We start from the raw sequence: 15,816 nt of genomic DNA, 5'->3' as shown, positions 1-15,816 counted from the left end.
GACCCTCAAGGTCGAGTTCGACGATCTCCAGCGGCTTCTTGGCTTCGAATGCGACGGCGGCGCGAGTCTTCATGGGGGTCCTCCAGCATCGTGATCTTCAGGCAAAGAACGCGTCCCGCGCCGCTTGCGGAATAGCGGCGCCGGTGGCTTCGGCGCGCTCGAGCAGGTTCCAGAAATACCGGTACGTCGCGCGGTCATGCAGTTCACCCTCGTCCTGGATGGGTCCCCAGCTTGCAGCCTGAGCCGCGAGCAGGATCCGCGATGCCGCCTCGATCTCGTCGAAATCGGCGCGCATCGCTTCGACGATCGGCTGAATCTGCGCGGGATAGATGCTCCACATCCGCAGGAAGCCGAACTCGTACCGCGCCCGTCGCGCATCGTCCCCGATGCGATCGGTATCGCGAAGATCGAGGCAGACATTGTGCGCGGGGACCAGCCCGTTGGCGAGCGCGGCGGCTACAACTTCGCTCTTCGCCCGGACAAGCAGGCGATGCTCGAACTGGCCGGGGCTGCGCATTGCCGATGCCGGGATCGCGCCGTGATGCGCGCTGACGAAATCCATCAGGCCGAAATCGAGTACCTGGAGATTGGGCAAAGCGGCGATCTGCCAGACTTCCGCCAGCGCACCATGGGTCTCGATGAGCACATGGACGGGGATGCTCCGGCCAATCCCCAGCGACTGCGCCCGGCTGTTCAGATGAGCGACGACGGTCGCGACCTGCGCCGCCGATGTTGCCTTGGGGATAGTGACATAGGCCAACCGCTCGCCGGCGCCTTCGAGGATGATGTCGATGTCCGCCAGGCAATGCGGATGCGACGGATCGTGGATTCGCACCCCCGCCATGCCCTTCACGTTCGCCGGGGAAGCGATGAGCCGGGCGACCATCCGGGCATGCGCCTCTTCCTGTCCCGCCGCGGCGCCATCCTCGCAATCGCAGGTGATGTCGAACGGCTCGGCGAGTTGCGCCTGCAGCGCGAACGCCTTCTCGATCAGTTTCGCGCTGCCGGCGAAATGCTCGCATGCGGGGATGGCGGGCGGCGCCCGCTCGCCATCGAACAATGCGTCACGGGGGTGGAGCGTCGAAACCACGCAACTATCCTTTCAAGGGTCAGGCAGGGATGAGAACGGTGTAATCGAGGTCGAGGACCACGGCCGGGTGGCCGGGCAGCGCACCGGCGGGGACTTCCCGCGGCGGCAGGTCCTTCAGTCCCCACAGCCGCAGGCGGAGCGCGGCAAGCTCCGGCGTCGACGGCAGCCGAATGCGGTCGATCACTTCGGTCGCGCAGTAGAGCGTGTCGCCCGCATGGGTGGGTGCGACATGGCTGCCGCCGTTGATCGCGGCGATCGAGACGATATTCTCCAGCCCGTCATAGGATAGCGCACGGCAGACCGAGATGACGTGCCCGCCATACACCAGCCGCTCGCCCGATGGCGTGGCGCGCATCGCCAGCGCGTCGAAATGGACCTTCGCCGAATTCTGATAGAGTTTGGTCGCCAGCGTGTGATCGCTGGCATCGATCGTCATCCCGCTGGGATGATCGATGCGATCGCCTACCGCGTAATCGGACCAGAACCGGTTGGAGCCGGTCGCATCCTGCAAGGACCGCCGCGCGCCATGCAGCGTAGGGACGTGAAGCCGGTCGGCTTCGACCGAAGCGGGAAGCGCCGGCACCTCCTTTGCGGGATCGCTGACATCGGCGCGCGCCTTGTTCACCAACACCCAGCGCACATAGCTGAGGACGCAGGTCCCATCCTGATTATATGCTTCGGACCGGACATAGACGATGCCCGCCTTGCCGCCGGACGTCTCTCGGCGGCCGATAACCTGCGAGCGGGCGCGGATCGTGTCGCCCGGAAACACCGGCGCGAGGAAGCGGACATCGGCATAGCCGAGGTTCGCCACGGCATTGAGCGACAGGTCGGGAACGGTCTTGCCGAACGCGATATTGAACAGCAGCACATCGTCGATCGGCCGATCCGCCAGCCCCATCGCCTGCGCCAGATACCGAGACGAATGCAACGGCTGACGCGCGCCGGTCAGCGCGATGTGAAGCGACGCCTCCGCCTCGCCGATGGTGCGCGGCGTACCGTGATCGAACGTCCGGCCGAGCGTCAGATCCTCGAAGAAATTGCCGTCCATTCCGCGCATCGCCGTCACGAGGCGACCTTGCCCAGCAGCTGATCGGAAATGATCTTCAGCTGGATCTCGGATGTGCCCTCGAAGATCTTGGTCAGGCGGGCGTCGCGCCAATAGCGCTCGACCGGGAAGTGGGTCGTGTATCCCGCGCCGCCGAGGATCTGCATCGCTTCGCTGGTCACGCGCTCCGCCATCTCCGCCGCGTAATATTTGGCCATCGCCGCTTCGCTGTCGCTGCGCCGCCCGGAATCGAGTTCGGTGCAGACGAAGTACATCAGCTGCCGCGCGGCCTGGATCTCGGTCGCCATGTGCGCGAGCTTGAAGCGGATCGCCTGGAACTCGCCGATCGGCCGGCCGAACTGGACGCGCTGCTGGGCGTAGCGGAGTGCCTCGTCGAACGCAGCCGCGGCGCAGCCGATCGACCGCGCCGCGGTCTGCACCCGCGCGGATTCGAGCCACTTGCTGACGATGTAGAAGCCCTGCCCCGCCTCGCCGATCAGCGCATCCTCGGGGACATGGCAACCGTCGAACGCCAGCTCCCAGGTCTTCCAGCCGAAATAGCCGATCTTCGGGATCGGGCTGCCCTTCACACCTTCGGGCAACTGCCCCCTTGGTTTGGTCAGAAGGAAGCTGCTCAGCCCCTTATGGCGGACCGCATTCGGATCGGTGCGGGCGACGACCAGAATATAATCGGCGCCATCCGCGAAGGTGCACCAGTATTTGGCGCCATTGATTACCCAGCCGTCGCCGGTCCGCTCCGCGCGGCAGGTGATGTTGGCGATGTCCGAGCCGGCATTCGCCTCCGACATGGCGAGCGCGCCGAGAAAGTCGCCGGATGCGACCCGCGGCAGATAATGGGCCTTCTGCGCCTCGCTCATCGTGTGTGCGCCCGCCAGGCCGTTGCCCCGCGCGATCAGGCTGGCGACGCTCATCCAGCCGCGCGCCAGTTCCTCGGCGATCAGGCAATATTCGAAGCGGCCAAGGCCGAGGCCGCCATAGGCCTCGGGTATCATGATCCCGAAATAGCCCATCTCCGCCATCTTTTCGCGCAGCGACTCCGGAATATCGCCGCGTTCCGGATCGAGCCGGTTGGCGACCGGCGTCACTTCCTTCTCGGTGAAGCGGCGCGCGGCTTCCTGAATCATCAGCCGCTCCTCTGTCATGTAGCCGCGCGCCGAAGCGCCATCCGGCAAGGCAAGATCGTCCAGCTTCATGTCGCGCAGCGCAGCTCCCTGTGGTCGTTCCGGCCAGCCGCGTCGCATCGGACGCAGCGGCATTTCACATTGACCTCTTACACTTCGATCTCTAACTATCAATCAGAAGTTGCCGGCACAAGCAAGCCGGCGTCGAACCGGGTGGATGCCGAATGAGCCTGTGGATCACCGAAGCGGATGTCGTCGGACTGCTCAGCCTGTCCGAAGCGATTCCGGCGCTGGAGCGCGGGCTTGCGGCGCAGGCGGCGGGCGATGCGGTGAACATGAACAAGGCGCATCTCGTCTGGGAAGGCAGCCATACGCTGCACGCGGTCGGCGGCTTGCTGGAGCAGGACGATCTGGTCGGCACCAAGACCTGGGCGCATACGGCCGGCGGTGCGACGCCGTTGCTGATCCTGTGGTCGGCACAGACCGGGCGCCTGCTTGCGGTGATCGAAGCATTTGCGCTGGGGCAGATGCGCACCGCGAGCATGTCGGGCGTCGCCACCCGCTGGCTGTCCGACGAGAAGGCCGAGGTCTTCACGATATTCGGCACCGGCAAGCAGGCGCTGCCGCAGATCGCCGCGGTTGCCGCCGTCCGCCCAGGGCTAACCGAAGTACGGATCTGGGGCCGCGACGAGGGTCGGCGCCAGCGCCTCGCCGCCGCTGCGGCCGGCCTCGGCTATGACTTTGCGATCTGCGAGACGGGCGATGCCGCGAGGGCCGCGAACGGCGCATCGATCGTGACGCTGGCGACGCGCGCGCAGGAGCCGTTCTTCACGTCCGCGATGGCCGGGACCGGCGCCCATATCAATGCGATCGGCGCAGTCACGCCCGAGCGCGAGGAATTCACCGGCGACATCCTATCGCGCGCATCGCTGCTGGTCGCCGACGACCCCGCGACGGCCACGCGGCTGTCGCGCGAGATCATCCGCTTCATCGACTGCGATCCGGCGCAGGCCGGGCAAATCCGGCCGATCAGCGAGATCGTCGCGTCCGCCCGGTCACGCCCCGCCGATGCCGATCTCACCGTCTTCAAGGCGCTGGGCATGGGCATTTCCGATCTCGCGATCGGCGCCGAGATTCTGCGGCGTGCGCGGGATAGCGGCGTCGGCAACGCGATTGCGGACCCTGAGAAAGTGCCGCCACGGCTCGGCAAAATTCCGATGCGGCTGCCGGCCTGAGCCACAGCCCCACCCCATCATCTGAAGAAGGACTGGTATCGTGATCGACCTCGCCCCCGATTTTCTCCGTGGCTCTTATCCGCCGGTGATCACGCCGTTTCTCGAAAATGGCGATGTGGACTTCGCCACCTATGAGCGCCTCGTCGATCACCAGATCCGCGAAGGCAGCCATGGTATCGTCGTGAACGGCACCTCGGGCGAACCGAGCACGCTTACCCTGACCGAGCGCAACGAGTTGGTTTCGGCGGCGATCTCGGCCGCCGCCGGACGCGTGCCCGTGGTCGCCGCAACCGGATCGCAGAGCCATGCGGAAACGGTGATGCTCACCGAACATGCCGCGCGTGCCGGCGCGGATGCGCTGCTGATCGTCACGCCCTATTATGTGAAGCCGCCGAAGCGCGGCATGGTCGCCTATTATGAGGATCTCGGCCGCCGGACCGATCTGCCGCTGCTGATGTACCATATTCCCGGCCGCGCGGCGGTCACCGTCGATCTCGCGACGCTGGAGGGCATTGCCGCGACGACCCCGACCTTCGTCGGAATGAAGCATGCCGCCCACGACATGGGGCTGGTCACCGAGGCGCTGAAGCGCTTCGGACCCGATTTCCGCATCTTCGTGGGGCTGGAGGATCTGAGCTTCCCGATGATGGCGATCGGCGCGTGCGGCATGATCAACGCGGTGAGCAATATCGCCCCCGCAGCGATCGCGCGGCTCTACGAGGAAGTGGCGGCGGGCGATCTCGCTGCCGCACGGCGCAGCCATTTCGCGCTGGCCTCGCTCAACGATGCGGTGTTTTTCGACACCAATCCGATCGCGATCAAATATATGGCGAAGAAGCTCGGCATCCTGCCCGGCAACCATCATCGCCTGCCGATGGCGCCCGCGACCGAGGAGGTCGAGCGCCGCTGCGACACCGTGCTCGCCTCGTGCGATTTCCTCCAGCCCGTCGCCGCGGCCGCCTGAACATGGGCGATCTGTTGCGAGAGGCCGCGTTCATCGGCGGCGCCTGGGCCGAGGCCGATAATGGCGCGACCATCACGGTTCACGATCCGGCCAGCGGCGAGCCGGTCGGAACCGTGCCGCAAATGGGCGCAGCGGAAACCGCGCGGGCGATCGCGGCAGCCGAAGCCGCGCTGCCGGCATGGCGTGCGCTCACCGCCGGCGAACGCGGACGTATCCTGCGCCGCTGGTTCGAACTGATCCTCGCCAGCCGCGAAGAACTGGCCCGTCTGCTCACCAGCGAGCAGGGCAAGCCGCTGGCCGAGGCGCGCGCCGAAATCGACTATGCTGCGGCGTTCATCGACTGGTTCGCCGAAGAGGGAAAGCGCGTCTATGGCGACGTCATTCCCGCCAATCTGCCGGACCGCCGGCTCCTCGTCCTGCGCCAGCCGGTCGGTGTCGTCGCGGCGATCACGCCGTGGAATTTCCCCGCCGCGATGGTGACGCGCAAGGTGGCGCCCGCGCTTGCGGCGGGATGCACGCTGGTGCTGAAGCCCGCGAGCAAGACGCCGTTCACTGCGCTGGCGCTGGCGGCACTAGCCACGAAGGCAGGCGTACCTGCCGGCGTGTTCAGCGTGGTGACCGGTTCGCCAAGTGCGGTTGCCGGAGAGATGTGCGCCAATCCGGTCGTCCGCAAGTTGAGCTTCACCGGATCGACCGAGATCGGCAAGGCGCTGATGGTACAATGCGCACCGACCATGAAGAAGCTGTCGCTGGAACTCGGCGGCAACGCGCCTTTCATCGTGTTCGACGATGCCGATGTCGATGCTGCGGTCGATGGTGCGATGGCTTCCAAGTTCCGCAACACCGGCCAGACCTGCGTCTGCGCCAATCGCCTGCTGGTGCAGGACGGCATCCATGATCGCTTCGTCGAAAGGCTTGCCGAGCGCGTGTCCGCGATGACCGTCGCGCCGGGCGTGACCGAGGGCAGCCAGCAGGGTCCGCTGATCGACGCGAACGCGCTTGCCAAGGTGGAAGCTCATGTCGCGGATGCGCTGGCGCACGGTGCGACGGTGGTTACGGGCGGCGCCCGCCATGCGCTGGGCGGCAATTTCTATCAGCCGACGGTACTCACCGGCATCGACGCGCAGATGCTCGTCTCGCGCGAGGAGACATTCGGGCCGATCGCGCCGATCACGCGCTTCTCGACCGAAGCCGAAGCGATCGCGCTGGCGAATGACACGCCATTCGGCCTCGCCAGCTATTTCTATACGCGCGACGTCGGGCGGATCTTCCGGGTCGGCGAGGCGCTGGAGACCGGCATGGTCGGCGCCAATACCGGCATCATCTCCACCGAAGTCGCGCCCTTTGGCGGGATCAAGGAATCGGGTGTCGGCCGCGAAGGCTCGAAATACGGCATCGAGGACTATCTGGAGCTGAAATATCTGTGCATCGCCGGACTCTAGGCTGCCAGCTGCCGGCTTGCCGAAGGTTTGAACCGTCCCGGTAATTCGTGCATGAATTGTTCCGGCTCGATGGATCGGGCGATCAAGCGCTCGAAAGCGGGCCGGGAGCATCGATGACGACGGCAGGCGCGAAACCCGGGAAGAACCAGCCGTCCGATGCCGATCCCATGCCGCTCGACGTCAGCATGGGCTATCTCATTCGCCGCACCTTCCGCGCGCTCACCGACGTGCTCGAGGACAAGCTTGCCGAGCATAAGCTGTCCTCCAGCATGTGGTATTTCCTGCGGCTGTTGTGGGAGCAGGACGGCAAGACCCAGAAGGAGTTGAGCCACGAATTGGGCCTCACCCAGCCGACCACTGTGGCGGCGATGGACAATCTCGAACGGCGCGGACTGATCCAGCGCAAGCGCAACGTCGAGGATCGCCGCAAGATCAACATCTACCTCACCCCCGCGGGCAAGGCGCTGAAGGAAGAGATCCAGCCCTTCGCGCTGCAGGTCAACGAGATCGCCTTGCGCGACCTGACGCGCGCCGAGGTCGAAACGCTGCGCAAGCTGCTGCAATCGATCAACATCTCGGTCCAGCGCTACTGGACCGACAAGCCCTGACGCAGGGCCGCGACCCAACCGTTTTTTTCAGCATATCGCCGATCCGCCCGATCCACCGCTCCGCACGATTGACGTTAAATCATTCGATCTCTAATGGTCAGCTCTCTACTATTATTCGCGCGAGCATGCCGTTTCGCGCATTCCAGTTTGGAGAGTGGAATTGGCCGGTCTCAGGAAAGAATTTGCCGGGGCATCCGCCCGTTTCGAGGACCATATCGAAGCGGAGCCGCACCAGAATCATCCCTGGACTCCGGTCATAATCACCAAGGAGGAAATCGATGCCGAGGTCGATCGCCTCGCGGCGCTGCCCGCGCCTGAAGACGGCCGCCGGCACTCGCTGATCGTCCATTCCTCGGCCGACCCACGCGCGCCCGGCCTCGCCCCGTCGATCCAGGTCCTGCTCACCGTGCTCAAGCCGGGCGAGCGGACGCGCGCGTTCCGCCACAACGCCACCGAAGTGAATTTCTGCATCCGCGGTCAGGGCGTGTCGCACACCGGCGGCAAGCACATTCCGTTCGCGCAATATGACGTCTGGAACACTCCCTCTTACACGACCTATTGGCGCGAGAATGACGGCGAGGATCTCCAGGTCTGCCTGACCTATTCCAACGCGCCGCTGCTCAAGTTCATGCAGATCTATCTCGCGGAGGATGACCCCGCCCCCGCTCTCGCCGTGGCCGCCGGCAAGGACACCGCGGACAGCGATCCGCGCCGCACCAGCCCGTTCGGGACCCTGCCGATCGGCTCGGACGGCGCGCTGCTGATGCCGTACGAGCAGGTCATCGCGCCGCCCCCGGTAGTCTCGCCGATCCTCTACTGGCCGTGGCAGCAGGTGAAGGCCGAGCTCGACAAGCTCTCGGCGCTCGGCGCGGACTATGTCGGGCGGCGGCTCTACCTTCTCTACAATCCGATGACCGGCCGCACCAACGGCACGACGCCCTGCTTCTTCGCCACCATGACGATCCGCCCGCCGAACATCGTCGACCGGCCGCATCGCCACGCCTCGGCGGCGATCAACTATTATTTCCATGGCTCCGGCCGCAGCTCGGTCGCGGGCAATGTCTATGAGTGGAAGGCAGGCGACCTGATGCTCTCGGCACCGGGCTGGACGGTGCACAACCACGCTTCCTATGGCGAGCATGTCCATGAGCTGACGGTGCAGGACCAGCCGCTCAACATCCTGATGGAATCGCTCCTGTGGCAGGAGGACATGAAGCACGAACCGGTCCTGCTGGGCGCGAATGTCGGCTTCTCCACGAACCGGGAAGCGGTCGCGGGATGATCGGAACGGACGGAGCGCACAACCGGTGACCGCGCTCGGCAACATCACGGTCCTCGACCTGACCCATGTGCTCGCCGGCCCCTATGCGACGATGCTGCTCGCCGACATGGGCGCGCGGGTCATCAAGATCGAGCCGCCCGGCCGGGGGGAAGCGACCCGGCGCCTGCTGGAACATTCCCCTGAATATTCGCGCGACGGGATGGGTGCCTATTTCCTCACCTTGTGCCGCAACAAGAAGAGCGTCGCGCTCGACCTGAAACAGGACGAGGGCCAACGGCTCCTCCATGCAATGGTCGAGCAGGCCGATGTGGTGGTGTCGAACTTCGGGGTCGGGGTGGCCGAGCGGCTCGGCATCGGCCACGACGCGCTCGAACGCATCAATCCGCGGATCATCACCTGTACCATCTCGGGCTTTGGCGAGACCGGACCCGACGCCCGTCGGCCCTCGTTCGATCTGGTCGCACAAGCGATGGGCGGCGGGATGTCGCTGACCGGATTCCCGGAAGGCGATCCCGTGCGCGCAGGCATCCCGATCGGCGACCTGGGCGCGGGCCTCTTTGCCACGATCGGCATCCTCGGCGCGATCGAGGCACGCCATGCCACCGGCCGGGGGCGGCATATCGACATCTCGATGCTCGACTGCCAGCTGTCGCTGCTCAGCTATATCGGCACCATGTTCCTGATGTCGGGCAATGAAACGCCGCGCAGCGGAAATGCGCATGCGATCCACGTGCCGTACAACAGCTTCCGCACCCGCACCCGGCACCTGATCGTCGCGGTGATCAGCGACGGGTTCTGGCACAGCCTGGTCGAGGTGATCGGCGACGATGCGCTTCGCCAGGAGCGATTCGCGACCCAGCCGGGAAGGCTCGCCGAACGCGCCTTTATCGAGGAGCGGCTTCAGGAGGCGTTCCTGACCCAAAGCTGCGAGCATTGGCTGGAACTGCTTGCACGCCACCGTATTCCCGCGGCGCCGGTCAACGACCTCGCCGGTGCATTCGCCGATCCGCAGGCTCTTGCGCGCGGCATGCGCCTGTCGGTGCCCCTGCCCGGCGGCGGGAGTGTCGAAGTGCCGGGCAACCCGATCAAATTCTCCGAAGGCGAAACGCGGGGCTGCACAGCCCCACCGCGCGTGGGCGAGCATAGTGTCGAGCTGCTGCGGGAGATGATCGGACTCGATTCCTCGCGGATCGCGCAGATGCTTGCGAGCGGCGTGATCGGCGCTCCCGGCAACTGAACCTCAGCCGGTAAAGCCGTCCTCGAAGATCGACGGCACCGGAGGTGCGAGTTCGAGCGTGTTCACGAAGATGGCGTGCACGACATAGCGCCCGAGTATCATCAGCACTGCGATGGCCTGATAATGCCCCAGCGCTGCGCTCAGCTCGGCAAGCAACGGCCCGGCCGCCTTGCCTTTCGATTCCAGTGCCGACAGCGTGAAGCGCTGCACCAGCCGTTCCTCTTCGGACAGCAGGAAGGCAGCGTCCGGATCGAGCCGGTTGACGTCCGCGACCCATGTACGCGCAAAGCCCTGCCGCACCGCGAAACGCTCATGCTGGTTGCGCTCATAGTCATTGCCCATCCATCCGGCCGCGGTCAGGGCGATCACTTCGACCAGCTTCTTCGGCAAGCCGGCCTTGGCCGCCTCGGTGAAGTCGACAAAGGCGCGAAGGGCATCGGGCTGGTGGCCAGCACAGCGGAAGAACTCGCCGAGATAGCCGAGCCGCTCGACCCGCGGCCTCAGCGCTTCCGCCAGGCGCGGCTCGAGGTCCCAGAAATCGAGGCGCGGGATCGCGCCGGTTGGCGGCAAAGAATCGGCTGCCATTTTCAAGCCGCGAGATGCTTCGCGAGAAACTCGGCGGTACGGCGATTGGCGAGTTCGGCAGCTTCCGCATTATAAGCCGGGCTGCCGACGCGCGCGAAGCCATGGCCCGCACCTTCGTAAATATGGACCACAGCCGAGGGCGCGCGCTCGCGCAGCGTATCGACGATCACGCGCTGCACCTCCGGCGGGCACAGATGGTCCTCACCCGCAATATGCAGCATCAGCGGCGCGCGGATATTCACCGCTTCGTCGAGCCGCGCATCAATCGCCACGCCGTAATAGCCGACCGCCGCATCGATATCCGTCCGCGCGGCGAGAAGGTAGGCGAGCCGTCCGCCAAGGCAGTAGCCGACCGCACCGACCTTCGCCGCGCCGCCAGGGCCGGACCGGAGCTCGCGGACCGCCGCATCGCAATCGATGATCGCCAGCGCCTCGTCCAGCCCGGCGTTGAGCTGCATCGCTCGAGTGCGATCGTCTTCGCTGCCCGGGTTCAGCACGATATTGGGTGCCGCGCGCCAGAACAGGTCGGGCGCAGACGCGCTGTAGCCGCGACCGGCAAAGTCATCGACGACGCCGGTCACGAACGGCGTCAGGCCGAAAATTTCCTGGATGACCAGCACCCCGCCCCCTGCGGGCGAGTCTGCAGGATCCGCCCGATAGGCCGAGAATGCCTCACCGCCTTCCGCGATCTTCCGAAGCTCGCCCATCCGCGCATTCCTCCCTCGAACATGCGCTGTTGCGCCGGTCAAATTATTGACAAGTACATGTCATATAGACAAGTTAATGTCAATGAATGCGCCGCCAGCCAGCACCGGCTTCAAGCGCTGACAATCCAAGCGGGAGGCGTGGCATGCAGGGACCGGATGGACCTCGGATCGATCGATCGGTCACGCTTCACATGCAGGGCGATTGGGGCCTCGCCAATTTCCACCGCATTCTCGGCTGGCTGACGAGCGGTTTCTGCGAACGCGCCGGCCCGCACAGCCGGACCGCGATCTGGACCGGCGCGGGTGGCCGCGGGAATGTGCGCGCGGTCAGCAATGGTCTGGTGGACCTTGCCATCATGACCCCGGCGAGCCTGCTGACCGGCGCGCTCACCGGCGAAGGCGCCTTTGCCGGCGAATCCCATCCGGGGCTGCGCGCGCTCGCCGTGCTGCCGCAGCGCGATGTGATGGCGTTCGCGTTGCGGGGAGAACATGGCTTTGCGAGCTTCGCCGAGATCATCGACGCAAGGCCGCCGCTGCGGATCGCGGTCGCGCCCGACGATGGCGACAATCTGCTCGGCTGGGCCGGGCAGCATCTGCTCGAAGCCGTGGGCCTCGCGCGCGACACGCTCGAAAGCTGGGGCGGGCGCTATGTCGAATATCTCCACCCCTCGGCCTGCCTCGATGCGGTGCGGCGGGGCGAAGCCGATGCCGTGGTGCAGGAAGCGATCATGGGGCCATGGTGGCGGAGCGGGGTGAAGGACCTCGATCTGCGCTTCCTCGATGTCCCGGCGGATGCGCTTGCGGCGCTGGCGCGGGACCATCGCTGGCCTTCGGCGGTCCTCCCGGCGGATTATATCGAGGGCCAGCCGCAGCCGGTTACCACGCTCGATTTCGCAGACTTCGTCGCGGTCGTCCGAGACGACATGGCCGAGGATGTCGCGCATCTCCTGACTTGGTGCCTCACCGAGACGCGCCATCTCATCGAGGCGCAGTATCGCCATATCCCGCCCGAGCGCAGCCCACTAACCTGGCCGCTCGATCCGGCCGCCATGGCCCGGAGCCCGATCCCGCTGCACCCCGGGGCGGCACGTCATTATGCCGAACTCAGCGTGCTCGCGGCAGACGCTATGCCGGTCTGACGCCGCGCGCCACGATCTCGCCGACAATGGCTCTCGCGGTTTGGATCGAGAGGTGCGGCTCGTGATAGCCGAAGACGCGGCGCGCGGCCTCGAGCGCCCATGCCTCGCCCACGCCATGGCCGATCAGTTGCTGATAGGCGTGGATCACCGCATCGATCGTAGTGGAAGATCGGGGCCGATCCGCGCTCCATGCGGGGCTGCGGTCACTTGTGGCTGCGTGATGGTTCATTTCCTCTCCCCGTTAAAACCCCGTTGCGAAGCCAGAGCCTAGGGACGGCGACGGACAGGCGGCAACGCGGGTACGTCTCGTATTCCAGCGCGATCGTCTGAACCTGCACCGCCATGCACTCCGACCGCACGCATATGAAAAGGCCCGCCGGATCCCGGCGGGCCTTTCGCAAAGCGGACGGCGGCGCGGAGAGCGGCGCGGCGCCGCCTGCCTCAGAAGCGCTTGGTCAGGCTCATGCCATAGGTACGCGGCGCGTTCACGAACAGCGACGTGCCCAAGCCGTTGATGTCGTTCAGGCCCGCGGCCGGGCCGGACAGGATCGCCTGCTCGTCGGTGACGTTGCGGATGTAGAAGTTCACGTCGAACTGGCTCGGCTCATGCGCGACCCGCAGCGACAGGTTCAGGTTCCGCCAGCCTTTGACCAGGTCCACCGGCGAATTGTAGATCCGGTTGAAGCTGCGGCCCTGCTGGTAATAATCGCCGCGCAACGTCGCACTCCAGCTGGTGCTGATATCCAGCCGGTACTGCGCGCCGACCGACAGCGTCCATTTCGGCGCGTTCGGCAGTTCGTTGCCCTTCAGATTGGCGGCGCGGCCCGCCGTTGGCACCGCGCCGAATGACCCGGCCAGCGCGCCGCCGCAAACCCCGACCAGTGCGCTGGCAGGCAGCGTGCCGGCGTTGATCGCGGTCAGGATCGCCGCCGCGCTGGTGGTGGATATCACGCAATTGGCCTGCGTGCTCTTGACCAGCGTGAGGGTCGGATCCCCTTGCGTCCGGTTGAGCAGATCGATCGAGCTGCTGTTGCCGATCTCGGAATGCAGCAGGCCAAGGGTCGCGTTCAGGCGAAGATTGCGGACCGGCTGGATAATCGTCTCGATCTCGGCGCCATAGACGCTCGCATCGACATTCTCGTTGACCGGGATCAGGTTCGCGAACTTCGAGATCTGGAAGCCCTTATAGTCGTAATAAAAGGCCGTGGCGTTGAAGACCAGACGGCCGTCGAACAGCGTGTTCTTCATCCCGCCTTCGAGGGCGTTGACGAACTCCGGCCGATAGGTCGCCGGCACGTTGACCAGCGCCGCCGCGGCCGGCTGGTTGAACCCGCCACCCTTGTAACCGCGTGAGGCCGACAGATAGAACATGCTCGAGTCCGTGAAGCCGAGGTCCGGCTTCCAGTCGATGTTGAAGCGGCCGGTGACTTCCTGGAACTGCGCCTCCAGCTGCGCGCCAGCCACCAGTCCGCGTCCGGGCTGCAACAGCATCGACGGATAGTCGGTGCCACGCTTGAGATCGTCGGTGTAGCGCAGGCCCAGCGTCAGGGTGAGCGTTTCCACCGGACGGTAATAGAGTTCGCCGAACGCGGCCTTGGCCTCGAGATGATAGGGCCGATAGTTGCGCAGGTAATTATGGCCGGTGCCGTCCGGCTCCGGATTGGGATCGATATAGATGCCCGCGCCGCCGAGATTCTGCACCCGCGACAGCAGGTTGAACGACGACGTGACAAGGTAGAAGTCCGCTTCGGTCTCATAGTCGATATAGATGCCGCCGACGTTGAAGTTGATCGGGCCATCGAAATCGGACTGGAGCCGCAGTTCCTGCGTCCATTGCGTGGTGTCGTTCTTGATGATCTGGAAGCTCTGCGGGAAAGTGATCGACCCCAGTTGCGGATCGCTGAGCACCCCGCCCGGCGTCAGCGCCGTGGTATTGAAGCGGTTGGTCGGAATGTGCGTCGGCACCGCCGCGCGGCGATAGCTGTGATCCTCCGAATAGGAAGTCAGCGAGCTGAATTGCAGGCCCGGCGCCACGTCCCATTCGAGGTTCAGTTCGACGAGATCGTTGCGCGCGCGATACTTCGGATCGATCGCCGAGGCGAACTGCCGATAGTCGGTCGATTGCGACACGCCGGCGTTGAAGTTGTTGTTGATCGTTCCGGTCAGCAGACCGATGATTCCCTCGATCGTGCCCAGCGTATTGGGGGCGCCAAGCGCCGCCGGCGAATAGAGCGAACCCGGCAGACAGCCCTGGCTCAGCAGGCCGCGCGTCACCGGATTGGTCGCCACGCCACCCACAGTCGCCGGGCCGGGGTCCGGCGTGCAGGCCAGCCGCGACGAAGACTGGCGGCGGTCATTCTCGTAGAAATGCTCCCACATCAGGTAGGAACGGAAGCCACTCGCCGGCTCGAAGCCGAGCGTCAGGCGGGTCGCCCACAGCTTGCGATCATCGGCATCGTTGCCGGTGAAGGTGTTCTGCGAATAGCCTTCGCGGCTGAGATAGTAGCCGGCGGCACGGAGCGAGAACATGTTGCCGAGCGGCGCATTCACATAGCCGGTGAACTTCATCTCGCCGTAATTGCCCATCCCGGCGGTCAGCGAGGCGGAGAAGTCGCGCTTCGGCTTGGCGGTGATGACGTTGACGACGCCCGCGGTGGCGTTGCGGCCATAGAGCGTGCCCTGGGGACCGCGAAGCACCTCCACGCGCTCGACATCGAAGAAATCGGTATCGCCGATCCGGCTCGTCGTGAGCGGCACGTTGTTGACGTGGATGCCCACGGCCGAATCCGCCGACGGATCGACCAGCGGCGTGCCGATGCCGCGGATCTGGACGTTGAAATTGTCCACGGTCGTGCGCGAGAAGGACAGGTTGGGAACCTGAGTCCGCAGATCCTCGGCGCCGGAAACCCCGCGCGATTTCAGCGACTCTTCGGAGAGGCTGGTGACCGCCAGCGGGACGTCCTGCAGGCTTTCCTCGCGCTTCTGCGCGGTGACGACGATTTCGGGAATCCCGTCCTGCTCGTCCTTGGCCTGCGCATCCTGCGCGAAAGCGGGCGTGGCACCGGCCGCGCTGAGCAGTCCGGCCAGCATCGCGGCGGCGCTCACACCGAGAAATGAGTTTCGCATTCTTCCCCTCCCAATAGCCGCGCTTTGCCGCGCGGACCAGTTTTCGCGCCGGAGGTCGAAAGGTGAGACACCACACGCCGCCAGCTGCATTATTACCAGCACTGATTAGTCCACGGCCGCGCTCGCTTCAGTATGGCAAAAGCGTTCGGACGATGCTGGATCGGCATAGCGATCCGGTAGCGGCGGGCCGGCCGGCTCCTGTCGGGCCGGC

General features: G+C 65.5%; 14 protein-coding genes. 7 read left to right on the top strand and 7 right to left on the bottom strand.

What is annotated here, in order from left to right:
- Positions 1–97 precede the first annotated feature (97 nt).
- Genes P1X14_RS10250 through P1X14_RS10240 form a run of 3 tightly spaced genes read right to left on the bottom strand, consistent with a single transcriptional unit; the run spans position 98 to position 3,415 of the window.
- On the bottom strand, positions 98–1,090 hold the full coding sequence (locus P1X14_RS10250) for an aldolase/citrate lyase family protein (protein ID WP_277315260.1): 993 nt from the start codon (positions 1,088–1,090) through the stop codon (positions 98–100).
- A 19-nt stretch (positions 1,091–1,109) separates the two neighbouring features.
- The gene (locus P1X14_RS10245) at positions 1,110–2,141 is read right to left on the bottom strand and encodes a MaoC family dehydratase (RefSeq protein WP_277315259.1); all 1,032 of its coding nucleotides are present in this window, start codon (positions 2,139–2,141) and stop codon (positions 1,110–1,112) included.
- A gap of 14 nt (positions 2,142–2,155) precedes the next feature.
- Entirely contained in the window at positions 2,156–3,415 is a 1,260-nt protein-coding gene (locus P1X14_RS10240; protein WP_277315258.1) for an acyl-CoA dehydrogenase family protein, read from the bottom strand.
- 89 nt (positions 3,416–3,504) lie between these two features.
- On the opposite strand from P1X14_RS10240, the gene P1X14_RS10235 reads away from it, so the two are divergent.
- The 6 genes from P1X14_RS10235 to P1X14_RS10210 all read left to right on the top strand — a co-directional run bounded on the left by P1X14_RS10235 (position 3,505) and on the right by P1X14_RS10210 (position 10,048).
- A complete protein-coding gene (locus P1X14_RS10235) occupies positions 3,505–4,515 on the top strand; it encodes an ornithine cyclodeaminase family protein (protein ID WP_277315257.1) in 1,011 nt (336 codons plus the stop codon).
- A 40-nt stretch (positions 4,516–4,555) separates the two neighbouring features.
- Positions 4,556–5,479 carry a 4-hydroxy-tetrahydrodipicolinate synthase gene (gene dapA, locus P1X14_RS10230; protein ID WP_277315256.1) on the top strand — a complete coding sequence of 308 codons (924 nt, stop codon included), beginning with the start codon at positions 4,556–4,558 and terminating at the stop codon, positions 5,477–5,479.
- Between the two features lie 2 nt (positions 5,480–5,481).
- Positions 5,482–6,921: an NAD-dependent succinate-semialdehyde dehydrogenase gene (locus P1X14_RS10225; protein ID WP_277315255.1), complete on the top strand. Its 1,440-nt coding sequence runs from the start codon at positions 5,482–5,484 to the stop codon at positions 6,919–6,921.
- A gap of 47 nt (positions 6,922–6,968) precedes the next feature.
- Positions 6,969–7,529: a MarR family winged helix-turn-helix transcriptional regulator gene (locus tag P1X14_RS10220; protein WP_277315254.1), complete on the top strand. Its 561-nt coding sequence runs from the start codon at positions 6,969–6,971 to the stop codon at positions 7,527–7,529.
- A 160-nt stretch (positions 7,530–7,689) separates the two neighbouring features.
- Positions 7,690–8,811 (top strand): AraC family ligand binding domain-containing protein, encoded by a 1,122-nt coding sequence (locus tag P1X14_RS10215; RefSeq protein ID WP_277315253.1) that lies wholly within the window; start codon positions 7,690–7,692, stop codon positions 8,809–8,811.
- Positions 8,812–8,836: 25 nt separating this feature from the next.
- Positions 8,837–10,048 carry a CoA transferase gene (locus P1X14_RS10210; RefSeq protein WP_277315252.1) on the top strand — a complete coding sequence of 404 codons (1,212 nt, stop codon included), beginning with the start codon at positions 8,837–8,839 and terminating at the stop codon, positions 10,046–10,048.
- A 3-nt stretch (positions 10,049–10,051) separates the two neighbouring features.
- Here P1X14_RS10210 and P1X14_RS10205 read toward each other — a convergent pair whose 3' ends face one another.
- Positions 10,052–10,633 (bottom strand): carboxymuconolactone decarboxylase family protein, encoded by a 582-nt coding sequence (locus tag P1X14_RS10205; RefSeq protein WP_277315251.1) that lies wholly within the window; start codon positions 10,631–10,633, stop codon positions 10,052–10,054.
- Positions 10,634–10,635: 2 nt separating this feature from the next.
- Complete coding sequence (locus P1X14_RS10200; RefSeq protein ID WP_277315250.1) at positions 10,636–11,340, bottom strand: dienelactone hydrolase family protein; 705 nt, start codon at positions 11,338–11,340, stop codon at positions 10,636–10,638.
- Positions 11,341–11,483: 143 nt separating this feature from the next.
- Here P1X14_RS10200 and P1X14_RS10195 point away from each other — a divergent pair, with 143 nt between their 5' ends.
- The gene (locus P1X14_RS10195) at positions 11,484–12,479 is read left to right on the top strand and encodes a TAXI family TRAP transporter solute-binding subunit (protein WP_277315249.1); all 996 of its coding nucleotides are present in this window, start codon (positions 11,484–11,486) and stop codon (positions 12,477–12,479) included.
- Here P1X14_RS10195 and P1X14_RS10190 read toward each other — a convergent pair.
- Together P1X14_RS10190 and P1X14_RS10185 are read right to left on the bottom strand one after the other, a co-directional pair.
- Positions 12,466–12,708, bottom strand: coding sequence for a hypothetical protein (locus tag P1X14_RS10190; protein ID WP_277315248.1), 243 nt, complete (start codon positions 12,706–12,708; stop codon positions 12,466–12,468). The genes P1X14_RS10195 and P1X14_RS10190 overlap by 14 nt on opposite strands.
- A gap of 212 nt (positions 12,709–12,920) precedes the next feature.
- Positions 12,921–15,605: a TonB-dependent receptor gene (locus P1X14_RS10185; protein ID WP_277315247.1), complete on the bottom strand. Its 2,685-nt coding sequence runs from the start codon at positions 15,603–15,605 to the stop codon at positions 12,921–12,923.
- Positions 15,606–15,816 lie beyond the last annotated feature (211 nt).

Origin of the sequence: Sphingomonas sp. AOB5, from assembly GCF_029433115.1 — a bacterium.
In the GTDB taxonomy this organism is placed as follows: domain Bacteria; phylum Pseudomonadota; class Alphaproteobacteria; order Sphingomonadales; family Sphingomonadaceae; genus Sphingomonas.
Note: the sequence above shows the minus strand (reverse complement) of the source record. Positions and strands in the feature narration are given on the sequence as shown.